The 21,077-nt window shown below is 51.6% G+C and carries 25 protein-coding genes; 24 read left to right on the top strand and 1 reads right to left on the bottom strand.

Annotated features, from left to right (window positions below):
• Nucleotides 1–2 precede the first annotated feature (2 nt).
• The 12 genes from ACRQU7_RS09085 to ACRQU7_RS09140 all read left to right on the top strand — a co-directional run bounded on the left by ACRQU7_RS09085 (nucleotide 3) and on the right by ACRQU7_RS09140 (nucleotide 8,438).
• A complete protein-coding gene (locus ACRQU7_RS09085; RefSeq protein ID WP_444645360.1) occupies nucleotides 3–581 on the top strand; it encodes a SpoIIIAH-like family protein in 579 nt (192 codons plus the stop codon).
• Between the two features lie 368 nt (nucleotides 582–949).
• Nucleotides 950–1,372, top strand: coding sequence for a transcription antitermination factor NusB (nusB, locus tag ACRQU7_RS09090; RefSeq protein ID WP_444645362.1), 423 nt, complete (start codon nucleotides 950–952; stop codon nucleotides 1,370–1,372).
• Complete coding sequence (locus tag ACRQU7_RS09095; protein WP_444645364.1) at nucleotides 1,356–2,288, top strand: peptidase M22; 933 nt, start codon at nucleotides 1,356–1,358, stop codon at nucleotides 2,286–2,288. The genes nusB and ACRQU7_RS09095 overlap by 17 nt, the downstream gene beginning before the upstream one ends.
• A 5-nt stretch (nucleotides 2,289–2,293) precedes the next feature.
• Entirely contained in the window at nucleotides 2,294–3,514 is a 1,221-nt protein-coding gene (gene xseA / locus ACRQU7_RS09100) for an exodeoxyribonuclease VII large subunit (RefSeq protein WP_444645366.1), read from the top strand.
• Nucleotides 3,507–3,722, top strand: coding sequence for an exodeoxyribonuclease VII small subunit (locus ACRQU7_RS09105; RefSeq protein WP_038323985.1), 216 nt, complete (start codon nucleotides 3,507–3,509; stop codon nucleotides 3,720–3,722). Before xseA ends, ACRQU7_RS09105 begins: the two co-directional genes overlap by 8 nt.
• Complete coding sequence (locus ACRQU7_RS09110; RefSeq protein WP_444645369.1) at nucleotides 3,715–4,602, top strand: polyprenyl synthetase family protein; 888 nt, start codon at nucleotides 3,715–3,717, stop codon at nucleotides 4,600–4,602. Before ACRQU7_RS09105 ends, ACRQU7_RS09110 begins: the two co-directional genes overlap by 8 nt.
• A gap of 131 nt (nucleotides 4,603–4,733) precedes the next feature.
• Nucleotides 4,734–5,042 carry a 50S ribosomal protein L21 gene (gene rplU / locus ACRQU7_RS09115; RefSeq protein WP_444645371.1) on the top strand — a complete coding sequence of 103 codons (309 nt, stop codon included), beginning with the start codon at nucleotides 4,734–4,736 and terminating at the stop codon, nucleotides 5,040–5,042.
• A 5-nt stretch (nucleotides 5,043–5,047) separates the two neighbouring features.
• Complete coding sequence (locus ACRQU7_RS09120; protein WP_038323987.1) at nucleotides 5,048–5,362, top strand: ribosomal-processing cysteine protease Prp; 315 nt, start codon at nucleotides 5,048–5,050, stop codon at nucleotides 5,360–5,362.
• 4 nt (nucleotides 5,363–5,366) lie between these two features.
• Nucleotides 5,367–5,651: a 50S ribosomal protein L27 gene (gene rpmA / locus ACRQU7_RS09125; protein WP_038323988.1), complete on the top strand. Its 285-nt coding sequence runs from the start codon at nucleotides 5,367–5,369 to the stop codon at nucleotides 5,649–5,651.
• 119 nt (nucleotides 5,652–5,770) lie between these two features.
• Complete coding sequence (obgE, locus tag ACRQU7_RS09130) at nucleotides 5,771–7,042, top strand: GTPase ObgE (RefSeq protein WP_444645374.1); 1,272 nt, start codon at nucleotides 5,771–5,773, stop codon at nucleotides 7,040–7,042.
• A 46-nt stretch (nucleotides 7,043–7,088) separates the two neighbouring features.
• The gene (locus ACRQU7_RS09135; RefSeq protein WP_038323995.1) at nucleotides 7,089–7,481 is read left to right on the top strand and encodes a ribonuclease III domain-containing protein; all 393 of its coding nucleotides are present in this window, start codon (nucleotides 7,089–7,091) and stop codon (nucleotides 7,479–7,481) included.
• A 21-nt stretch (nucleotides 7,482–7,502) separates the two neighbouring features.
• Entirely contained in the window at nucleotides 7,503–8,438 is a 936-nt protein-coding gene (locus tag ACRQU7_RS09140) for a YitT family protein (RefSeq protein ID WP_444645376.1), read from the top strand.
• Nucleotides 8,439–8,518: 80 nt separating this feature from the next.
• Here the strand turns inward: ACRQU7_RS09140 and ACRQU7_RS09145 are convergent, their stop codons facing one another.
• Nucleotides 8,519–8,710, bottom strand: a complete 192-nt coding sequence (locus ACRQU7_RS09145; protein ID WP_052010555.1) for a hypothetical protein — start codon at nucleotides 8,708–8,710, stop codon at nucleotides 8,519–8,521.
• Between the two features lie 74 nt (nucleotides 8,711–8,784).
• On the opposite strand from ACRQU7_RS09145, the gene ACRQU7_RS09150 reads away from it, so the two are divergent.
• From ACRQU7_RS09150 to rlmH, 12 genes are all read left to right on the top strand, one after another.
• Nucleotides 8,785–10,116 (top strand): RsmB/NOP family class I SAM-dependent RNA methyltransferase, encoded by a 1,332-nt coding sequence (locus ACRQU7_RS09150; protein WP_444645379.1) that lies wholly within the window; start codon nucleotides 8,785–8,787, stop codon nucleotides 10,114–10,116.
• 111 nt (nucleotides 10,117–10,227) lie between these two features.
• Nucleotides 10,228–11,298: a branched-chain amino acid aminotransferase gene (locus ACRQU7_RS09155; RefSeq protein WP_444645381.1), complete on the top strand. Its 1,071-nt coding sequence runs from the start codon at nucleotides 10,228–10,230 to the stop codon at nucleotides 11,296–11,298.
• A 63-nt stretch (nucleotides 11,299–11,361) separates the two neighbouring features.
• Nucleotides 11,362–12,255, top strand: coding sequence for an RluA family pseudouridine synthase (locus ACRQU7_RS09160; RefSeq protein ID WP_444645383.1), 894 nt, complete (start codon nucleotides 11,362–11,364; stop codon nucleotides 12,253–12,255).
• A gap of 146 nt (nucleotides 12,256–12,401) precedes the next feature.
• A complete protein-coding gene (locus tag ACRQU7_RS09165) occupies nucleotides 12,402–13,244 on the top strand; it encodes a transporter substrate-binding domain-containing protein (protein ID WP_444645385.1) in 843 nt (280 codons plus the stop codon).
• A 78-nt stretch (nucleotides 13,245–13,322) separates the two neighbouring features.
• Nucleotides 13,323–14,060 (top strand): ABC transporter permease subunit, encoded by a 738-nt coding sequence (locus ACRQU7_RS09170; RefSeq protein ID WP_081928264.1) that lies wholly within the window; start codon nucleotides 13,323–13,325, stop codon nucleotides 14,058–14,060.
• Nucleotides 14,047–14,781 carry an amino acid ABC transporter ATP-binding protein gene (locus ACRQU7_RS09175; RefSeq protein WP_444645387.1) on the top strand — a complete coding sequence of 245 codons (735 nt, stop codon included), beginning with the start codon at nucleotides 14,047–14,049 and terminating at the stop codon, nucleotides 14,779–14,781. Before ACRQU7_RS09170 ends, ACRQU7_RS09175 begins: the two co-directional genes overlap by 14 nt.
• 76 nt (nucleotides 14,782–14,857) lie before the next feature.
• Nucleotides 14,858–15,748: a zinc dependent phospholipase C family protein gene (locus ACRQU7_RS09180; RefSeq protein ID WP_444645389.1), complete on the top strand. Its 891-nt coding sequence runs from the start codon at nucleotides 14,858–14,860 to the stop codon at nucleotides 15,746–15,748.
• A 14-nt stretch (nucleotides 15,749–15,762) separates the two neighbouring features.
• Entirely contained in the window at nucleotides 15,763–16,221 is a 459-nt protein-coding gene (locus ACRQU7_RS09185) for an S-ribosylhomocysteine lyase (protein ID WP_444645391.1), read from the top strand.
• A gap of 191 nt (nucleotides 16,222–16,412) precedes the next feature.
• Nucleotides 16,413–18,065, top strand: coding sequence for a M23 family metallopeptidase (locus ACRQU7_RS09190; protein ID WP_038324471.1), 1,653 nt, complete (start codon nucleotides 16,413–16,415; stop codon nucleotides 18,063–18,065).
• A gap of 298 nt (nucleotides 18,066–18,363) precedes the next feature.
• On the top strand, nucleotides 18,364–19,647 hold the full coding sequence (locus ACRQU7_RS09195) for a UDP-N-acetylglucosamine 1-carboxyvinyltransferase (RefSeq protein WP_038324007.1): 1,284 nt from the start codon (nucleotides 18,364–18,366) through the stop codon (nucleotides 19,645–19,647).
• A gap of 66 nt (nucleotides 19,648–19,713) precedes the next feature.
• Nucleotides 19,714–20,508, top strand: a complete 795-nt coding sequence (locus ACRQU7_RS09200; RefSeq protein WP_038324013.1) for an MBL fold metallo-hydrolase — start codon at nucleotides 19,714–19,716, stop codon at nucleotides 20,506–20,508.
• Nucleotides 20,509–20,516: 8 nt separating this feature from the next.
• Nucleotides 20,517–20,996 (top strand): 23S rRNA (pseudouridine(1915)-N(3))-methyltransferase RlmH, encoded by a 480-nt coding sequence (gene rlmH / locus ACRQU7_RS09205; protein WP_444645394.1) that lies wholly within the window; start codon nucleotides 20,517–20,519, stop codon nucleotides 20,994–20,996.
• Nucleotides 20,997–21,077: the final 81 nt, after the last annotated feature.

Below are 21,077 nucleotides of genomic sequence, written 5' to 3' on the forward strand. Positions count from 1 at the left end.
CTATGACTATGGGAAAGCGTCAGCTTGTTCTTGCGGCTTTGATTGTGGCGCTCGGTGCGGCGGTGTATTTAAACTGGCAGTTCTCGGGCGACAATCAATTGCTCGCCACCAACGCGGTTACCTCAACGGCGGATCATGAGTTCGGAGAAGCCCAGCTTGCGGAGGCTCCGGTATCCGGGTCGTCCAAGACGACTTCTGGCTCATCATCGTCCGTACAGGCGAACGCGCCTGCGGCCAGCTATTTCAGTGAAGCGCGCCTGTCGCGCCAGAAAGCACGGGATACGGCGGTTGAGCTTCTGGAAAAGGTTCTGACCGACGCGAAATCCAACGATGCGGCGAAAAAGGACGCAGTCGCACAGGCGGCCGTTATCGCGCAGAATACCCTGAAAGAAAACAATGCCGAAAGCCTGATCAAGGCGAAGGGCTTTTCGGACTGCGTGGTCTTTCTTCAGAATTCGGAGTGCAATGTTGTGGTGAAAACGAACGATTCTACACAGAACAACGCGATTGTGATCAAAGATATTGTTTCCGGCCAGTCGGGCGTCTCCTATGACAAAATTAAAATAGTCGAAGTAAAATAGCGTCCCGGTTTTTACAACCTGATTGCCGCACATAGAATTTTCAATTCCTTTCTGTTTATGCTGATTTTTTATAAACAACAGGAAAAAGGCGTTTCTGCTGATTATTGAGAAATTACAGCATTTCCAGTTGATTCTGCAACAAGGTTGCGTTCCTTCCCCGCCGAAGGCGGGGAAGGAACGTGTTTTATCTTGCAAGCTGAAATGGAATTGCTGTAGTATCAGATAAAATATTTGATTCTGAAAAAGATTGTGGTATAATGTACCCGTGGATGTTTGAAAATATAATCAGCGGTTAAAACCCTCCACAGTTCAGTGGGGGGTTCTTTTAATATACGGATGAAAGACGGCTGAAAAGACGGAGGAAGAAAATGAAGAGACACGAGGCGAGGGAACAGGCGTTTGCCCTGATCTTTGAAAGAAGCATCAACCACGATCCAACGGAACAGATTATTGACGCGGCCGGCCTGTCCAGAGATATCATCATCGATGATTTTGCCGAAAAAATCGCCGTCGGCGTGGAAGAAAACGAAGAAACCCTCAACGCCCGGATCGAAAAAAATATTCGCGGCTGGAAAATGAACCGCCTTTCCAAGGTGGCTCTGGCTTTGATGAAGCTCTCCATCTACGAAATGATGTTTGAGAAGGACATTCCCGTGAGTGTTTCCATAAATGAGGCGGTCGACCTTGCGAAAAAATACGGCGGAGCGGACGACGCTCCGTTTGTTAACGGCGTGCTGGGTTCGGTGGCAAAAGAGCTTGTTGAGAAGGAATCCCATGAAACAGCCGATTGACGCGCTTGGAATCGACACCAGCAATTACACAACCTCCGCCGCTCTTTTTCAGGGCGGAACGGTTTTTCAGCAGAAAATGCTTCTTCCCGTAAAGCAGGGGGAGCTTGGCCTGCGGCAGAGCGACGCCGTGTTTCACCATGTGCAGCAGCTGCCGCAGGTGCTGGAAGCGCTGATTCGGAAAAAGCTTTCCGTCGGCGCGGTAGGGGTGTCGGACAGACCGCGCGACCTGGAAGGCTCTTACATGCCCTGCTTTACGGTCGGGCTCGGTACGGCAAAGGCCGTTGCGCTTTCGCTGGGGATACCGCTGTATTCGTTTTCCCATCAGGCGGGGCACATTGCAGCCGCGCTGTATTCTGCCGGCAGACTGAGCCTGCTTCACGAAAAATTCATTGCGTTCCATGTTTCCGGCGGTACGACGGAGGCGGTCCTCGTCACCCCGGACGAACGGACCATCTTCCGTACGCAGATCATCGCGCAGTCTCTGGATTTAAAAGGCGGACAGGCTGTGGACAGGGTGGGGGGCATGCTCGGCCTGCCGTTTCCTTCCGGGAAAGCGCTGGAGCAGCTGGCCCTGCAGGCGAATAAAACCTATCGTATCAGACCGTCGCTCAAAGGGGCGGACTGTTCCCTTTCCGGCGTGGAAAACCAATGCGCCGGAATGCTGGAAGCAGGAGCGCCGAAAGAAGAGATCGCGGCCTATTGCCTGTGCTCGATCCTGGCGGCGCTGGACGGGATGACCGCCGAACTGCTGAAGCAATACGGCAAGCTTCCCCTGCTGTTTGCGGGCGGGGTCATGTCCAACAGCCTGATCCGGGACGCAATGACGGAAAAATACGGCGCCGCTTTCGCCGTCCCGGAATTTTCAGCGGACAATGCGGCGGGAATTGCGATTTTAACCTCAATAAAGGGGGCATAATGTACATGACGGATTTTCCGGTTGTGCTGAGCATAACGCAGCTGAACACTTATATCAAATCCAAATTTGACGGCGACGAAAATCTGGCGCATGTTTTTGTCAGCGGCGAAATTTCCAATTTCACTAACCACTATAAGTCCGGACATTTCTATTTGTCCCTCAAGGATGAAAAATGCGTGATTCGGGCGGTGATGTTTGCCCAGAACGCCCGGCGTATCCGTTTTCTGCCGCAGGACGGCATGAAGGTGATTGTGCGGGGCCGCGTAAGCGTTTATGAGGCGACGGGACAGTATCAGCTTTATATTGACGATATGCAGCCGGACGGCCTCGGCGCGCTGAACCTGGCCTTTGAACAGCTGAAAGCAAAACTGGAAGCAGAGGGCCTGTTCTCTCCGGAGCGGAAAAAACCGCTGCCCGCTTTTCCGGAACGGATCGGTGTGATTACCTCGCCCACCGGCGCGGCGGTACACGACATTACCTCGATTCTCGCGCGGCGGTATCCTTTGGCTGAAATTGTTTTTTGTCCCGTGCTGGTACAGGGGGAGGGCGCCGCGCCGCAGATTGTGGACGCGCTTGCCCGTTTCAACCGTCTTCTGTGTGCTGATGTGATTATTCTCGGGCGCGGCGGCGGTTCACTGGAAGACCTTTGGCCCTTTAACGAGGAAACGGTGGCAAGGGCCGTAGCCGCCTCCGGGATTCCGGTCATTTCCGCCGTAGGGCATGAGACCGACTTTACGATCTGCGACTTTGTGGCCGACCTTCGCGCACCGACCCCGTCGGCCGCCGCGGAGCTTGCCGTACCCGACTGCGCGGAGCTGGAATATACGGTTCGCTACGACCTGTCTCGGCTAAAGCAAAGCATGCGGAAGAAGCTCACGGGCCTCAAACAGAATCTGGACGCGCTGACTTCCCGCTATTCCTTTAAAAATCCTTTCAATCTGATTGAACTGGAACGGATTCGCACCGATCAGCTTGCCGTAAGGCTCAATCAGTCCATGCGCAGGAAAACGGTGGACGCCCGGTCCGCGCTTTCTTCCGTCAGCGGCAGGCTGAACGCCCTAAGCCCGCTGGCAACGCTTTCCCGGGGATATTCTATTACTTACGGTCAGAACGGACGTGTCGTCACCCGTATTTCCGACGTAAAAACGGGGGAACGGATTTCGGTGCTGTTAAACGAAGGAACGCTGGGCTGTGTAGTGGACAGCATGGAGGAAAAAGATGAATAAGAAAATGGGCTTTGAAGAAGCCATGATCAAACTGAGCGAAATTGTCGACCGGCTGGAAAACGGCAATGAGTCGCTGGAAAGCTCTCTGAAGCTGTTTGAGGAAGGCTCCGCGCTGGCCGCCCTGTGCTACGGCAAGCTGGAGGGCGCCGAGCAGAAAATCAGGCAGATCACCGAACTTGAAGAATCCGGCGGTGAAAAAAATGCTTGATCTGCGGGAGAAACATCTGGTCGGGAGGGTAGACGCCAAGCTGGCACAGTACCTTCCCGAGGAAGAAATCATACAGGCCGACCTGATCCATGCCATGCGCTACAGCCTGCTCGGAGAGGGCAAGCGGATCCGGCCGATTCTGGTGCTGGAATTCTGCAGGCTCTGCGGCGGAGAGGAAGAAGCTGCGCTGCCTTTTGCCTGTGCGGTCGAAATGATCCACACCTATTCGCTGATCCACGACGACCTGCCGTGCATGGATGACGACGATATGCGCCGCGGACGCCCGTCCAACCACAAGGTGTTCGGCGAAGACATTGCCCTGCTCGCGGGGGATGCGCTTCTGACCATGGCCTTTGAAGCCATGCTTTCCGGAGAAGCCGTACGGCTTGCCGGGGCCGAAAGGGCCGCGAAGGCCGCGGGATACCTTGCCCGCGCCGCCGGTGCGTACGGCATGGTCGGGGGACAGGTGATTGACCTGATGAGCGAAGGCCGGGCCATTTCGCTGGAAACTCTAAAGAAAATGGATGAAAATAAAACCGGAGCGCTGATTCTGGCGTCCGCGCAGATGGGCTGCGTGCTTGCCGGAGCCGGCGACGAACAGATGCGGGCCGCCGAAAGCTACGCGCGGGCAATCGGCCTGGCGTTTCAGATTGTGGACGACATTCTGGATGTGACGGGGGATACCCAGACGCTGGGGAAACCGGCCGGCAGCGACAATGAAAACAATAAAAGCACCTATGTTTCCCTGATGGGGCTGGAAAACGCCTCGAAAACCGTCGACGAGCTGACCGCAAAGGCCGTAGAAGCTCTCGACTGCTTTGGCTCGGAAGCCGAATACCTTACCGAATTTGCAAAAAAACTGGCTGTTCGTAAAAAGTAAGGAATTTTGCCGTGTTTATTGACAAAATTGACGGAATATGATAATATTGTTAAGCCGCATATTACGGGCTTTATAAGCGGGAAACCCGCCCGGTGATAGCGAGTTTAGAGAAAAGGCAGGACCTTTCATTCATGTTTGCAGTAATTGAAACAGGCGGCAAGCAGTACAAGGTACAAAATGACGATGTCATTTATATCGAGAAGCTTGCGGCAGAAGAAAATTCCTCCGTCGATTTCAAAGTGGTTGCACTTGACGGCGACGACGGACTCAAAGTGGGCGCTCCTTATGTTGAGGGAGCTACCGTAACCGGTACGGTTATTAAAAACGGTAAGGGAAAGAAAATCACAGTCTTTACTTACAAGTCGAAAAAAAGCGAGAAGCGTAAAATGGGTCACAGACAACCCTATACCAAAGTACAGATTACCGCAATTAACGCATAATTGTCATGATTTGTGCAGAATTTTTCACCCGGCCTGACGGCGCTCTTCTGGGATTTTCCCTGAGCGGTCACAACGGGGTAGCGGGCAGGGATATCGTCTGTGCGGCGGTTTCCTCTGCGGCATATATGACAGCCAACACCATTACGGAAGTTGTCAGAGCGAATGCCCAGGTTACTGTTGAAGACGGTTATATGCTCGTCAGAATTTCATCAAATGAGGCGAAAGACTGCCGCGACATTCTCGCGGGTTTCAAACTCCATATGCTGGAGCTTGAAGAACAGTATCCTCAAAATATTCATGTAAGCTATACGGAGGTGTAAGGAAATGCTAAAGATAAATATTCAGTTATTTGCGCATAAAAAAGGAATGGGTTCCACCAAGAACGGCCGTGATTCAGAATCCAAGCGTCTTGGTGTGAAGCGTGCGGACGGCCAGTTTGTACTTGCCGGAAACATCCTTGTCAAACAGCGCGGAACCCATATTCATCCGGGTGAGAACGTCGGCATCGGCTCCGACGATTCCCTTTTTGCCCTGGTTGACGGTCATGTAAAATTTGAGCGTCTTGGCCGTGACCGCAAAAAAGTCAGCGTTTACGCGGTGGAGCAATAAGCCTTTTCAGGTGAATGAAAATCCCGGGCCGTTTTCGCCCGGGATTTTTTGGCTTTTCCGAACCAAACATGGTATACTAATCGAAGGCAATATTTCACAGAAATGGCGGTAAAGCTCAGATGTTTATAGACAGTGCGAAAATTACGATAAAAGCGGGAAACGGCGGCAACGGCAAGGTTTCGTTTCACCGTGAAAAATATGTGGCGTCCGGCGGCCCGGACGGCGGCGACGGCGGCCGGGGCGGAAATATTGTCTTTCAGGTGGACGACAACCTTTCCACGCTGGCGGATTTCCGTTATAAAAGAAAATATGTTGCTCCGAACGGTGAAGACGGCAGGGGAAAACGCTGCTTCGGGAAAAAAGCGAACGACCTGATAATCAGGGTTCCCCGGGGAACCCTGTTAAAGGACGCTGCGACCGGCAGACTGATCGCGGACCTGTCCGCCGACGAGCCGCAGACGATTGCAAAAGGCGGCCGGGGCGGCTGGGGAAACACCCATTTCGCGACCGCGACACGCCAGACTCCGCGCTTTGCGAAAGCGGGGATGCCGGGTGAGTCCATGGAGCTTTTGATGGAATTAAAGCTTCTGGCGGATGTCGGGCTGGTCGGTTATCCGAATGTGGGAAAATCGACCCTTGTCTCCGTTGTCAGCGAGGCAAAACCCACCATCGCCAATTATCATTTTACGACGATTACCCCCGTGCTCGGCGTCGTCCGCATGGGCGAGGGCAAATCGTTCGTTGTAGCCGATATTCCCGGGCTGATCGAGGGCGCGGGGGAGGGCGCGGGGCTGGGACACCAGTTCCTGCGGCATGTGGAGCGCTGCAGGATGCTCGTACACATCGTCGATGTTGCGGGCAGCGAAGGCAGGGACCCGAAGCAGGATTTTCAGACCATCAACGCGGAGCTGAAAAAGTTCAATCCCGATTTAGCCGAAAGGCCGATGATTGTTGCCGGCAACAAATGCGACCTCGCGACGGACGAGCAGATTGAGGATTTCAAAAATTATGCGGAGAAGCTGGGCTATGAGTTTTTCCCGATTATGGCGGCGATCCGCTATCAGGTCGACCCGCTGCTCAATAAAATTTCAGAGATGCTCAGCAAGCTGCCACCTGTCAGGCAGTTTGAGCCGGAACCCGCCCCGCTTGTTTCTGTGGAGGAAATCGGACATAATGAGGTAAAGGTGACCAATCAGGACGGCATGTTTGTGGTAGAGGGCGAGTGGCTGGTGCCCGTCATCAATTCGGTTAATTTTGACGATTATGAATCGCTTCAGTATTTTCAGCGCGTGCTCATTAATTCCGGCGTCATAGACGCGCTGCATGAGGCGGGTGTTCAGGAAGGCGACACCGTCAGTATCTACGATATTGAATTTGACTTTATGGAGTAATCTCCACTCATGTTTTCCAATATATCAATGACGAGGAGCGCTTTGCTTGGAACGATTATTTCCCGCGGACTGTAATCCGAAATTGTTAAGCCCGCTGACGCTCGCTTTTGTAGGCGACGGCGTCTTTGAGCTTTTTGTACGTGAGCGCCTTGTGTGCCAGGGGAACTGTCCGGTCAAATCCCTTCATAAAAAGTCGGTAGAACAGGTCTGCTGCGGCGCGCAGGCAAAGGCTTCCCAGAGGCTTCTTCCCCTTTTGACGGAAGAGGAGCTGGAAATATTCAAACGCGGCCGCAACGCGCACACGAACCATGTCCCCAAGAATGCGGCGGTTGAGGACTATCACGCTGCAACCGCTTTTGAAGCCCTGTTCGGCTATCTTTACCTTTCCGGCAACATTGACCGCCTGCGTGAGATTTTTAAGATTGTGTGTGACGATTAATTTGATTTGGGAGATGCTGTTATGCTTTCCGAAACTCCGAAGGAAAAAGCAATCGGTGCTTTAAAGGATGTCCTGTTTTTCGTTGTCGGCAGCCTGATTTACGCGGTCTCCGTCAATGTGTTTACCGCCCCGAATCAGATTGCGCCGGGCGGCGTTACCGGCGCCAGTACGATGATCAACTATCTGTTCAGCTGGCCGATCGGTATGACCGGCCTGCTGCTGAATATTCCTATTTTCATCTGGGCGATTATGGAAATCGGGTACAAGCTCGTCGGCAAAACGATTGTGGCGACGGTATTCGTATCGGTTTCCATTGACCTGGTCGGGAAAATCGTTCCCGCTTATACCGGCGAAAAGATGCTGGCGGCCATTTTTGGCGGAATCATAGAAGGAATCGGGCTTTCTCTCGTATTCATGCGCGGAGGAACCACGGGCGGCACCGACCTTGTAGCCCGTCTGCTAGGCAGAAGGCTGCGCAATCTGTCCATGGGGAAGCTGATGCTCTGTGTGGATATGATGATTGTCGTCGCCTCCGCCTTTGTGTACGGCAATATTGAAAGCGCGCTTTACGCCACGATCACCATTTTTGTTTCCACCCGTCTGATCGATGCGCTCCTCTACGGTACCGACACCGGGACCGGGAAGCTGCTGTTTATCATGTCTGTAAAAAACGACGAAATTGCGCAGGATATTTTGACCGATATGGACCGCGGGGTCACCGTGCTGAAATCCCGCGGCGCGTACAGCGGACGTGAAGGGGAAGTTTTGCTGTGTGCTGTCCGCCGTTACGAGGTCGTCAAGGTGAAGGACATTGTCCGCTCACACGACCACGACGCGTTTATGATTATCGGCGATGCGGGAGAAATTTCCGGCGAGGGCTTCCGTCAGGTCAAAGCAGAAGATAAGACGCTGAAAGAACTGATTGCGCACGTCAATGCAAAGAAAAATGAAAAATGAAGAACAGGCGGTCTTGTATTTCCATACAGAATCGCCTGTTCTCGCATTGGTGAATCAATCTTTGGCTTGCCGCTTTTCCGTTATTTGCAGTTATCGGAAGATTTGTTTGTAGCCTGTGTTGCATTGTTGGAAGTTTTGTTGCTGTAATGATTGTTGTTGCTGGTGTTCGTGCTGTTGTTTGACGCACGATTCGTACTGTTGGAAGCACGGTTTGTGCTCTCATTTGTACTGTTGTTGGAAGCGCGGTTCGTTTTTGAAGTCTGATTATCCAAAATTTTCACCCCCTTCACCCGTATTATTAGTATCTTTACGCGAATTATACAGATCAATTCAGGAGTTGACGGATTTGATTGAGCTGCCGCAGAGCTTTAAAAATAAAATGGAATCCATGCTGGGCGGGGAATATCCGGCGTTTTTAAACGACTATCAGAAACCGTATTACCGGGGTATCCGACTGAATACGCTGAAATGCGACGACAGAACGCTCAAGGCATCTCTGCCGTTTTCTTTGGAGCCGACGCCTTTTTCGCCGGTTTCCTATTATATCCCGCAGGATGCGCAAAAGGTCGGCTCCCTGCCCATGCACCACGCGGGCGCTTTTTACTCGCAGGAGCCTTCCGCGACCAGCGCGGTAACCGCGCTGAACCCCGTGCCCGGGGAGAGGGTGTTGGATCTGTGCGCTGCTCCCGGCGGAAAATCGACGCAGATTGCCGCTCTTTTACAGGGAGGCGGGCTGCTCTGGTCCAATGAAATCGTCAGGAGCAGGGCAAATGTGCTGCTTTCCAATCTGGAACGGATGGGCGTCAGGAACGCAGTGGTTTCTTCCTGCCATCCGGAGGCGCTCTGCAACGGGCTTGCCGGATATTTCGACAAGGTGCTGGTGGACGCCCCCTGTTCGGGTGAGGGGATGTTCCGGCGCGACGAACAGGCGCTACAGGACTGGAGCCAGGAACATGTGGAAGCCTGTGCCGTCCGCCAGCTCGCCATTCTGCGCAGTGCCGCTCATGCCTTAAAGGAAAACGGCGTGCTGGTCTATTCTACCTGTACGTTTTCTCCGGAAGAGAATGAAGGAGTCGTTTCCGCGTTTTTGAAGGAAAGAGGCGACTTTGCCCTGATCGATTGCGGGGAACCGTTCGGCCGTCCCGCTTTTCTCCCTCAGGCGCGCCGGATTTTTCCCATGGATGGGGGTGAGGGACATTTTGTCGCTGTGATGCGCCGGGTTTCCGGCAACAGCGCTTATCCGGCTCCCTATTCACCGAAGAAGCCCTCCATGATGGAAATGGCGGAGGATTTATACGGACAGGTTTTTAAGACGGAGCTGTCCTCCCCGGTAGAGCAGATAGGGGACTCCTTCCTGATCCTTCCGCGGGAGCTTCCTTATTTGAAAGGGCTTGGGGTAATCCGTGCGGGCGTACTGCTTGGGGAAGCAAGGAAAAACCGTATGGAACCGGCTCACGCGCTGTTCATGTCCGCAAAGCCGCAGGAGCTCAATTCGGTCGTCGACCTGCCGCACGATTCGGAACAGATCGCCGCTTTTTTGCGCGGGGAAGAAACGGAGGCGGACCTGCGCTGTCACGGCTTTACCGGCGTTGCGGTTGACGGTGTTCTCACGGGCTTCGGAAAATGCTCCGGCGGCCGCCTGAAAAACAGGTATCCCAAAGGGCTGCGCAATCATTGATGCTTTCTTCCTGAAGGACATATTTCAAAACACTTTAAGATGCTAAAGCTTGAAATTACCCGAAAAGGATGCTATAATAATCGATAATTAATTTGAAAGAGGGCATTTGAAATGCAGGAAATCAGAGTTGAACTGACTGAACATCCACAATTGAAACCAACCGATTCAAGTAAACTCGGATTCGGTACGATCTTTACAGATCATATGTTCATTATGAACTATGATGAGGGAGAGGGCTGGCACGACGCCAGAATTGTCCCGTTTGGACCGATTGAACTATCGCCGGCGGCGATGTGCCTGCATTACGGCCAGTCTGTTTTTGAGGGAATGAAAGCTTATCGTGCGGTTGACAGCAGAATTCTGCTTTTCAGACCGGACAAGAATATGGCCCGTCTCAATTCTTCCAATGACCGGCTTTGCATTCCGCTGATCGATGAAGCGTTCAGCCAGAAAGCAATCGAGAAGCTGGTGTCCATTGAAAAGGACTGGATTCCGTCCGAGGAGGGAACTTCCCTTTACATCCGTCCGTTTATCATCGGTATCGATCCCCATGTGGGAGTGCATCCGGCACAGCATCTGCTTTTCATTGTTCTTTGTTCGCCCGTTGGGGCCTATTATCCGGAAGGACTGGATCCGGTGAAAATTTATGTGGAAACCAATTATGTGCGTGCCGTCAAAGGCGGAATGGGCTATACCAAAACGGCCGGTAACTACGCGGCTTCCTTAAAAGCGCAGGATGAAGCGGAAAAACAGAATTACACCCAGGTCCTTTGGCTGGACGGCGTGGAGCGCAAATACATTGAAGAAGTCGGCACCATGAATGTGTTTTTTGTCATTGGGGATGAAATCGTAACTCCCGAACTGCAGGGTTCCATCCTTCCGGGAATCACCCGCATGTCCTCTATTGAACTGCTCAAATCATGGGGCATGAAGGTCGTCGAGCGAAAATTGTCCATTGATGAGCTTGCGCAGGCTGCGGAAAACGGTCAGCTGAAGGAAGCGTTCGGCACCGGCACCGCCGCTGTCATTTCCCCGATCGGCCATCTGAAATGGGGCGACGATGTAATGAACATTAACAACGGGGAAATCGGGCCGATTTCCCAGCGTCTGTACGATACCCTGACGGGAATCCAATGGGGAAAGATCAAGGACGAATTCGGCTGGACTGTTGAAGTAAAATAACGATTTCGAATGAATTTGTCAGGCGGCGTTGGTTGCGCCGCCTTTTCCTTTTCAGGAGGACTTATGCGTGAGCTTTCTTTTTCAGTGTCAAAAGAATACGACGGAATCAGGCTGAAAAGCTTTCTGCGTTCGTACTGCGGAATCTCCGCCCGGCTGATGATCCGTCTGAAACGCGAACCCATGGGCATTGCGAGAAACGGCCAGCACGCCATTGTGACGGAAGTGCTGAAAGCGGGGGATACGGTATGCATCCGGATTCCGGACGACACGAAGCTGCACGAACCGCTCAGCGTCCCCCTTGCGGTCGTCTATGAGGACAGCGATCTTCTGATTGTCGATAAGCCTTCCGGTATGCCGATGTATCCCACACCCGGCCACGACTGCGACAGCCTTGCAAACGCGGCGGCGGCTTATTTCCTTTCCAAAGGGGAGCGGTTTTCTTTCCGTCCCGTATACCGGTTGGATAAAGATACAACCGGGCTGGTCGTCCTGGCGAAAAATTCTTACTGCGCGGCGCAGCTTGCCGCAAAAATAGAAAAGGAATATGTTGCCGTGTGTGAGGGAACTCTTATGGGCGAGGGGACGATCGATCAACCGATCGGGCTCAAAGAGGGCCACAGCATTCAGCGTGAGGTCACGGAAAAGGGAGAAAGGGCGGTCACGCATTGGAGGGCGCTGAAAAGCGGCGGCGGATACACCCTGGTTTCCTTCCGGCTGGGGACGGGCAGAACCCATCAGATTCGCGTGCATATGTCCCATATCGGTCATCCCCTCGCGGGGGACGATTTTTACGGCGGCAGCCTGCGATTCCTTTCAAGACAGGCACTCCATTGCATGAATATTCATTTTATTCATCCGGTCACACAAACGGAAATGGACCTTTCCTGTGCACTTCCCAACGATATCCAATCGCTTCTTACGGTATGCGGTATGGAAGAATACACAAAAACAGAGTAAAAATGCAGTGCAAATGCATACAAATCCATTAAAATGAATTTTTATTTATATTATGCTTGATTTTTGCATATTTATGCGCTATAATACAAACCATACTAAACAAACAAATCCAACAAATCAACTTCATTTTACGGAGGGTTAACAAGATGAAAAAGTTTTCTAAAATAGCGGCGTTTTTACTCGTTGCCGCCATGATGCTTTCTTCGGCGGGCTGTGCCCAATCTGGAACCACGGCGTCCGCGACAGGCAGCCAGGCCGCCGCTTCGGCCGGCGGGCAGACCAGTGTGGATAAGGTTAAGGCGGACGGAGCTGTCACCATGTCTACCAACGCGGAATTTGAACCGTTCGAGTACAAGGACGGGGATAAGATCGTTGGAATCGACATTGATATTTCCAATAAAATTGCGGAAAAGCTCGGCGTTCAGCTGAAAATCAACGACATTGCTTTTGATACTCTTACCACGGAGCTTGGTTCCGGAAAGACCAACTTCGTAGCCGCCGGTATGACCGCAAATGAGGACAGAAAGAAAAATGTTGATTTTTCCGACACCTATTTCGACGCTTCCCAGGCGATCATTGTGTTAAAGGACAGCGCGATCAAGTCCCGTACGGACCTGAACGGCAAGAAGGTCGGTGTGCAGCAGGGGACGACCGGGGACACCTATTGCACCAATGAAGACGGAAAGAACGATATCAAGGTTGCCTCTACCGAGCGCTATGCCAAGGGTGTCGATGCCGTCACCGATCTGATCAACGGCAAAATCGACGCAGTTGTCATCGACGATTTCCCGGCCAAGAAATTTGTGGAGAAAAATTCCGATAAGCTGGTTAAGCTGGATGAGGCCCTGACTACCGAACAGTATGCCATTGCGGTGCCGAAGGGTGATAAAGCGATGCTGGATACCGTCAACGGTGTTCTGGGCGAATTAAAATCGAGCGGTGAGCTTGACAAGATTATTGAGAAGTACAAAGAGGCTCTGGGCGCCTGATTTCCCACTTATCAACAGAATGCAGGGCGAGCGGAAAAATCTGCTCCCCTGCTTTTCTCAGTTTAAAAACGGGGGTAAATGATGGATATACTGACGGCGGCCCTGCCGCTCTCATATTTTTCGGAATTTCCGCAGAAATTCTATGATGCGTTTATTCTGAAAAACAGATATACAAACATATTGTTCGGTCTGGGAAACACTCTTATGATTACCTTTTTTGCGGTCATTATCGGGATTATCCTGGGGACCGTCGTCGCTCTTGTCAAGGTGACGCACAATAATGACAAATCGAAGCTGAAATTCCTCAACGCAGTGTGCAGTGTATACCTGACGGTGATACGCGGTACGCCGGTCGTTGTCCAGCTGATGATTATGTGGTACATCGTCTTTCAGCCGCCTGTGAATCTGGACCGGGTCGTTGCGGCGATCTTTGCGTTTGGTATCAATTCCGGCGCCTACGTTGCGGAGGTCATCCGGAGCGGTATCCAGTCCGTGGACAAAGGGCAGGTCGAGGCCGGGCGTTCCCTCGGACTGAACCAGCGCGATACCATGGTGAAGATCGTATTTCCCCAGGCTCTGAAAAACGTTCTGCCGGCAATCGGCAATGAATTTATCGCTCTCTTAAAGGAAACCTCCGTCGCGGGCTACATCGCGATACAGGACCTGACCAAGGGCGGCGACATCATCAGAAGCATCACCTATGATCCGTACACCTCCCTTCTGGCTGTTGCGGGCATTTATCTGCTGATCGTCATGGGCCTGACCGCCCTGCTCAGCAAGCTTGAAAGGAGGCTGCACAGAAGTGATAACCGTTAAGAATCTGCACAAGACGTTCCATACCCTGAACGGCGATCTGGATGTTCTGAAGGGCATTGACCAAAATATTGAAAAAGGCGAGAAGGTCGTAATTGTCGGGCCTTCCGGTTCCGGGAAAAGCACGTTTCTGCGCTGTCTGAATCTGCTTGAGCAGCCGACCGGCGGCGAAGTCTGGTTTGAGGGTGTTCAGATCAATGTGCCGGAGTGCGATATCAACCAGCTCCGTCAGAAAATGGGGATGGTGTTCCAGCACTTCAATTTATTTCCGCATTTGACGGTGCTTCAGAACATTACGCTTGCGCCGATCACTCTAAAGCTGAAAACACAGGAGCAGGCGGAGCAGCAGGCGAAGCAGCTGCTTGAGCGGATAGGGCTGGCGGACAAGGCGGAAGCATACCCGCTTCAGCTGTCCGGCGGACAGAAGCAGCGAATTGCGATTGTGCGTGCGCTTGCCATGAACCCGGACGTCATGCTTTTTGACGAACCCACCAGCGCGCTCGACCCCGAAATGGTCGGAGAAGTCTTACAGGTGATGAAGGAGCTTGCCGCCGAAGGGATGACCATGGTAGTGGTGACGCATGAAATGGGCTTTGCCCGTGAGGTTGCCAACCGGGTACTCTTTATGGATGACGGCCAGGTTTTGGAAGAAGCTGTCCCGGATCAGTTCTTCGACCATCCGCAGAATCCGCGCCTGCAGGACTTTTTATCTAAAGTTCTTTAAAAAACAATACGAATATGGTAGAATAAGAGCGCAGCATATGCTGCGCTCTTATTCTTGTGAAGGTGGTTCTTAAAAGATGCCGGCTGCGATCACGCATTATCTTCATGCGCAAAGAGTTCTGGAACAGTTGCAACAGACACAGGCGAGCGATGAACGGAATCTGGACGCGTTCCTTTGGGGCGCACAGGGTCCGGACTTTTTGTACTGCCACCGCTATCTACCGTGGCAGAGGGGAGAGAGCCTGAAAGACTACGCCGGAAAGCTTCATCTGGAGAATCCTTCAAAAACGCTGGCGCTGATGCGGGAATATTATCTGCGGCAGCCGAATAAGGCAATGGCTTTATCGTATATCGACGGCTTCCTTTGCCATTACTCCTTGGACCGGATTTGCCATCCCTTTATTCAGTCCGGGGCGAAGGCTCTTCTTGAACAGGAGCCGATGCAGGATGAAGAAATTCTGCACAATCAGATAGAATCCGCGCTCGATGTGATTTTGCTCCGGTATGAAAGAGCGGCGCTGCCGACGGAGTTTAACCTGAAGCGAACGGTTCCGAAAAATAAGAATGTCCAGCTGCACATTGCGGATCTGTACGCTTTTTTGCTTCACGGGTTATTTGGGGTTAAGGACGCGGGTGTTCCGCTGTATCAGGCGACCAACGACTGCCGCGCGGTGTTCGGACTTTTAAACGACCGCACCACTCTAAAGCAGGCGTGGATAGAGCGAAGGGAAAGAAAGGGCAAACGGACCGTTTCCTGCCATTTCCGCGGGATCAGCGAAGGCGGCGGATGTGATTACGCCAATATCCTGCACAATGCATGGAGCTGGCCTGCGGACAGTGAAACCGTTCACACGGAAAGCTTTTTGGAGCTTTATGAGCAGTCCGTTGAAGACAGTCTCCACCTAATCGGCGGTTTTCTGGAAACAGATGATCTTGAAAAATTGACGGACAACATTTTCTTTATATGAAGGAGATTGATACAATGGAAAGAATCGCAAGTTTTTGTGTTGACCATACCAGGCTGATGCCCGGTATTTACACTTCCCGTATCGACGGGGATATCGTAACCTATGATATCAGGATGAGAAGGCCGAATATTCCGCCCTTTCTCCCGAATGCCGCCATGCATACCATTGAGCATCTGTTTGCGACCTTTGTACGCAACAGCAGGCATAAGGACCATATTATTTATTTTGGCCCAATGGGCTGCCGGACCGGTTTCTATTTTTTGACCAGAAATCTGAACCACGCGGACGCTATTCAGCTGATGATAGAGGCCTTTGATTTTATCGCTGATTTTGAAGGGGCTATCCCGGGAGCCGCGGCGGCGGAGTGTGGAAATTATCTGGAACACGACCTTGACGGCGCGAAAAAAGAGGCAAAAGCGTTCCTTCCGGTGATTATGGGGTGGACTGAGGAGAAGCTCCGTTATTTAGGCTGAATTTTAAATGCCAAATTGTTGCATATTTGTTAATTTGATTCCAACGGGTTGCAAAATAGGCAAATTTGTTATATGATTAAAAACGTATTACAAACTTGTAACAATTTATTAACCCGAAAGGATTTTGTTTCATGCAGCTCTCGAAGCTAAAGAAAACAAAAAGCGCATACAGAGATTCCGGTTATCAGTTATTGAATAAAACAGCGGATGATTTATATATTGTAGGTATCCAGACGGTCAGAATCCTGAAAAGAGTTGGACGCAGGCTTTCCCGGTTTTTCAGACCGTTTACGAATTTATGCAGATCGATCTACGCCGCCACAGTCGGCAAACGGATTTCCCGCCTGAAAGAAGAGTTTCAGTCCATCCGGGAAGGGTTTTCTATTGCCCGAGACAGGATTGCACAGGCAAGAAAACTGGGCTACGGACGTGTTTTTAAAGAGTATCTTACCGTTACGGGAAAAAGCTTTGTCCGTCACAGGGGCTTTGTGTTTTCTATTTTGAACATTGTGGTTCCCATAGGAGCGATTTTTCTTTTGGGGGCTACCGTGCATTTCTGGAACGGACTGAATTACGGCTTGGTTCTTGCCTATGACGGGAAGGAAGTCGCTACTATTCAGAATGAAAAAACCTTTGAAGAGGCGAGCGAAATGGTGAGCCAGCGCATGGTTCACGACACGGCCGACAGTGATATCAATATCAACGTCACCCCCACGTTTCGGCTTGAAGTAGTGGATGCAAACAGCTTTTTGGAGGTTAATTCGGTCTGCGACAAGATTATCCAGCAGTCAAACGGAATCATTGAGGAAGCAAGCGGCCTTTATGTAAACGGCGAGCTGCTCGGCGCGGTGAAAAGCAGCGCGGATCTGCGCTATATGCTGCAGAATGTTTTGAACAAGGCAAAGGGCGGGGACACGAGCGCTTCGGTGGACTTTGCGCAGGATGTGGAGACCATCAACGGGCTGTTTCCGACCACAACCATTATGGCTACCGAGTCAATGGATAAACTGATCAACGGTACTTCCCAGTCGGCGGTGACTTATACCGTAAAAGAAGGGGATACGGTTACTTCCATTGCCAAGGCAAACCATACGACCATTTCCGAGCTGAACAAAATCAACAGCAATCAGCTGGGGGACAATCTGATGCCGGGGGATTTGATCAACCTGCAGGTTGCAGTCCCGACGCTGAATGTTCAGTTGACCAAAAATTTGACGTATGAAGTTCCTCTTTCGTATAAAACAGTAACGATTAAGGATGATTCCCAGTATACCGATTATTCCAAAGTGAAGACCGATGGCGTAAACGGAACGCAGAAATGTGTTGACAAGGTGTATTATGTAAACGGCGTCGAACAAAAGCGCGACGTCATCAGCAGAACCGTTGTGGTGCCGTCCACCGATAAGGTGGTAATCACGGGAACCAAGAAGCGGCCGAAGTACAGCGGCGCCGGCGTCAGCAGCGGAAACCTGATGTGGCCGGTTCCCTCCCTTCACACCATAACCACTTATTTCACATGGCGTTGGGGCAGCTTCCATACCGGGATCGATATCTCCGGCGGCAGCGCCTACGGGAAAACGATTGTTGCGGCCGACGGCGGTACCGTTGTATCGGCGGGCTGGAGCAGCGGCTACGGCTACTGTGTAAAAATCAGCCACGGCGGCGGGCTGCAGACGCTTTACGGCCATGCAAGCAAAATTCTGGTTTCGGCGGGCCAGAGGGTCTCCAAAGGGCAGGCGATTGCCCTTGTAGGAAGCACCGGAAACTCCACCGGTCCGCACTGTCATTTTGAAGTGATTAAAAACGGCACCAAGGTGAATCCGCTGAGTTATGTCAGCAGGTAATATTTTGGCAAAACACGGAAAGCATTCTGTTTCCCAGAACGGGAAACAGAACGCTTTTTAGTGATATTTACAAAAACGGACTATTTGTTTTGTTGGTTATTGACTTTTCCATCATTGTGTATTATTATCATTAACAGTGCAATGAAATAAATAATTGGCTATTTCTTCCTTCTTTTTTCGTATATTTTAGTTGATTACTTTCAAAATATTTACAACAATATATTCATTGAAAACGCTTAATATTTTGCGTAAAAATGTAATAATAGTATTGTTTAACTTTAGATTGGAGCGTGCCGCATTGGACAAGTACGTTATTAAGGGTGGCAATCGCCTGACCGGTGAAGTCACCATCAGCGGTGCAAAGAACGCCGCGATCGCAATTATACCGGCAGCGATTTTGGCAGATGGTGTGTGCTGTATTGAAAATATTCCGAATATTACAGACGTTTCTTCCATTACAAGAATCCTGTATGATATGGGAGCTAAGATTCGCAATATCGACAAATCGACGATTGAAATTGATCCAAGACCGATTCATACCCACGTGGCGTCCTACGAACTGGCGCGTCATATACGTGGGTCTTATTACCTTTTAGGCGCTTTGCTTGGCCGCTTTAACCACGCGGTGGTTACCATGCCGGGCGGATGCGACTTTGGGGTCCGCCCGATCGACCAGCACCTGAAGGGCTTTGCGGCCCTCGGCGCGGCCTATAAGCTGGAAGGCGGCATGGTGGACGTCTATACGCAGGCTTTAACAGGAGCCAATATTTATCTTGATGTTGTGTCTGTCGGCGCAACCGTAAATATTATGTTGGCTGCTGTAAAGGCAAAAGGAATGACAGTCATTGAAAATGCTGCAAAGGAACCCCATATTGTCGACCTTGCCAACTTTTTGAATTCCATGGGAGCGGATATCAGGGGCGCCGGCACCGATGTGATCAAAATATACGGTGTGACCCACCTGGCCGGAACGACTTATTCCATTATTCCCGACCAGATTGAAGCGGGGACCTATATGGTTGCCGCGGCGGCGACCGGCGGAGATGTCCTTGTCAAAAACGTAATTCCCAAGCATCTGGAATCCATATCCGCAAAGCTGGAGGAAATGGGTGTTCAGGTGGAGGAATTCGACGACGCGGTCCGTGTCAGCCGCACGGGAAAACTGAACAAATGCAATATCAAGACAATGCCCCATCCGGGCTTCCCGACGGATATGCAGCCGCAGATCGCGGTGCTTCTTTCCATGGCAAACGGGACGAGTATCATTAATGAGAGTGTCTGGGACAATCGTTTCCGCTACGTGGAGGAGCTCAGAAGAATGGGAGCGCAGATTTCCGTTGACGGCAAGCTTGCTGTTGTGGAAGGCGTGGATCATTTGAATGCCGCTCCTGTAAAGGCAACCGACTTGCGTGCCGGTGCGGCGATGATGATTGCGGCGCTTGCGGCGTCGGGCACCACTCAGATTGAGGACATCAACCATATTGAGCGCGGATATGAAAATGTAGAGCAGAAGCTTTTGAATTTAGGGGCGGATATTCAGCGGATTCATGTTCCTGAGCCGGCAGTGGCGCAGGCAATCTGAATATTTTGAACGATTTGAAAGGGATTGACATCGGTCTTTCCCTTTTCTTTATTTGGGAGGTTATTCATGGCGAGAATATGTCCGCTTTTCAGCGGAAGCAGCGGAAACAGTTATTACATAGGTTCTTCCTGCGAGGGGATTCTGATCGACGCGGGAAGAACGGCAAAGCAGCTCAACAATATGCTGGAAACCTGTGGGATAGGTATTGAGTCGGTGAAAGCGATTTTTGTTACGCATGAACATATCGACCATATCCGGGGCTTGCGCGTGCTGGCCTCCCGGAAGCACATTCCGGTTTACACCTCTTCCGGTACTTTAGATGCGCTGGAAAGGATGGGGTGCGCCAACGGGACTTTTCAGGCTGATGTGATCGGTGAAAAGGGAATGGAGTGCGCCGGTATGTTTATCAAGCCCTTCCGTACCTCCCACGACTGTGCGGAAAGCGTCGGATACCGTGTGCAGACCCACGACGGGCGAAGCGTCGGCTTTTCCACCGATCTCGGCTTTTTGTCCGACACGGTGCGCGATCAGCTGACCGGTGCGGATCTGGTGGTGCTGGAATCAAACCATGACGTCGGAATGCTGAAAAACGGGCCATATCCGTACCCGCTGAAGCGGAGGATTTTGTCCGACACGGGCCACCTTTCGAATCAGGCTTGCGCAGATGAGCTTACGAATCTGGCGCAAAAGGGAACGACGCGGTTTATTCTGGCACACTTGAGCGCTGAAAACAACACGCCGGAGCTTGCGTTTCAAACGGCCCTGTGTTCTCTTTCCGTGGCCGGGCTGAAAGAGGGAGTCGACTTCCAGCTTTCAGTTGCGCCGAGAGAAAACAACACGGGAAAAGGAATTATTTTTTAGGTGGAATTATGCTTACGGTTCATCTTATCTGTGTCGGAAAACTGAAGGAAGCCTATTGGAAGGACGCCTGCGCGGAGTATGAAAAAAGGCTGCGCGCATTCTGCAGCTTTTCCATCCTCGAGCTGCCTGAGTGCAGGCTGCCGGATAATCCGTCGGACGCTCAGATCAGGGCTGCCCTGAAAACAGAGGGGGACGCCATTCTTTCCGCCGCGGGAAATTCCGCCTTGTTAGCGCTTTGCATTGAGGGGAAAGCGCTTTCTTCCGAGCAGCTTTCCGATAAAATCAATACGCTGGCCGTAAACGGAACCAGCACAGTCAGCTTTGTCATCGGAAGCTCGTTTGGGCTCAGTGAGGCAGTAAAGCAAAAGGCCGATTTCCGCCTTTCCATGTCGCCGATGACTTTTCCTCATCAGCTGGCCCGTGTGATGCTTTGTGAGCAGATATACCGCGCCTTTCAGATCATCCATCACGGCAAATATCATAAATGATCGCCTTTAAACGGTATGAGCACATAAAAACCGCCGTCCGGAATATTTCCGGGCGGCGGTAATTCTTTTGTTAAGTAGAGT

This window comes from Caproiciproducens puteiluti (assembly GCF_052442865.1).
Classification (GTDB): Bacteria; Bacillota; Clostridia; order Oscillospirales; family Acutalibacteraceae; genus Caproiciproducens.

Coding starts and splice junctions, on each gene's coding strand:
- ACRQU7_RS09085 (WP_444645360.1), top strand. CDS start 3: ATGACTATGGGAAAGCGTCAGCTTGTTCTTGCGGCTTTGATTGTGGCG.
- ACRQU7_RS09170 (WP_081928264.1), top strand. CDS start 13,323: ATGATGGATATACTGACGGCGGCCCTGCCGCTCTCATATTTTTCGGAA.
- ACRQU7_RS09180 (WP_444645389.1), top strand. CDS start 14,858: ATGCCGGCTGCGATCACGCATTATCTTCATGCGCAAAGAGTTCTGGAA.
- ACRQU7_RS09140 (WP_444645376.1), top strand. CDS start 7,503: ATGCTTTCCGAAACTCCGAAGGAAAAAGCAATCGGTGCTTTAAAGGAT.
- ACRQU7_RS09120 (WP_038323987.1), top strand. CDS start 5,048: ATGATTTGTGCAGAATTTTTCACCCGGCCTGACGGCGCTCTTCTGGGA.
- obgE (WP_444645374.1), top strand. CDS start 5,771: ATGTTTATAGACAGTGCGAAAATTACGATAAAAGCGGGAAACGGCGGC.
- ACRQU7_RS09105 (WP_038323985.1), top strand. CDS start 3,507: ATGAATAAGAAAATGGGCTTTGAAGAAGCCATGATCAAACTGAGCGAA.
- xseA (WP_444645366.1), top strand. CDS start 2,294: ATGACGGATTTTCCGGTTGTGCTGAGCATAACGCAGCTGAACACTTAT.
- nusB (WP_444645362.1), top strand. CDS start 950: ATGAAGAGACACGAGGCGAGGGAACAGGCGTTTGCCCTGATCTTTGAA.
- ACRQU7_RS09095 (WP_444645364.1), top strand. CDS start 1,356: ATGAAACAGCCGATTGACGCGCTTGGAATCGACACCAGCAATTACACA.
- ACRQU7_RS09155 (WP_444645381.1), top strand. CDS start 10,228: ATGCAGGAAATCAGAGTTGAACTGACTGAACATCCACAATTGAAACCA.
- ACRQU7_RS09165 (WP_444645385.1), top strand. CDS start 12,402: ATGAAAAAGTTTTCTAAAATAGCGGCGTTTTTACTCGTTGCCGCCATG.
- ACRQU7_RS09185 (WP_444645391.1), top strand. CDS start 15,763: ATGGAAAGAATCGCAAGTTTTTGTGTTGACCATACCAGGCTGATGCCC.
- ACRQU7_RS09160 (WP_444645383.1), top strand. CDS start 11,362: ATGCGTGAGCTTTCTTTTTCAGTGTCAAAAGAATACGACGGAATCAGG.
- ACRQU7_RS09200 (WP_038324013.1), top strand. CDS start 19,714: ATGGCGAGAATATGTCCGCTTTTCAGCGGAAGCAGCGGAAACAGTTAT.
- rpmA (WP_038323988.1), top strand. CDS start 5,367: ATGCTAAAGATAAATATTCAGTTATTTGCGCATAAAAAAGGAATGGGT.
- rplU (WP_444645371.1), top strand. CDS start 4,734: ATGTTTGCAGTAATTGAAACAGGCGGCAAGCAGTACAAGGTACAAAAT.
- rlmH (WP_444645394.1), top strand. CDS start 20,517: ATGCTTACGGTTCATCTTATCTGTGTCGGAAAACTGAAGGAAGCCTAT.
- ACRQU7_RS09110 (WP_444645369.1), top strand. CDS start 3,715: ATGCTTGATCTGCGGGAGAAACATCTGGTCGGGAGGGTAGACGCCAAG.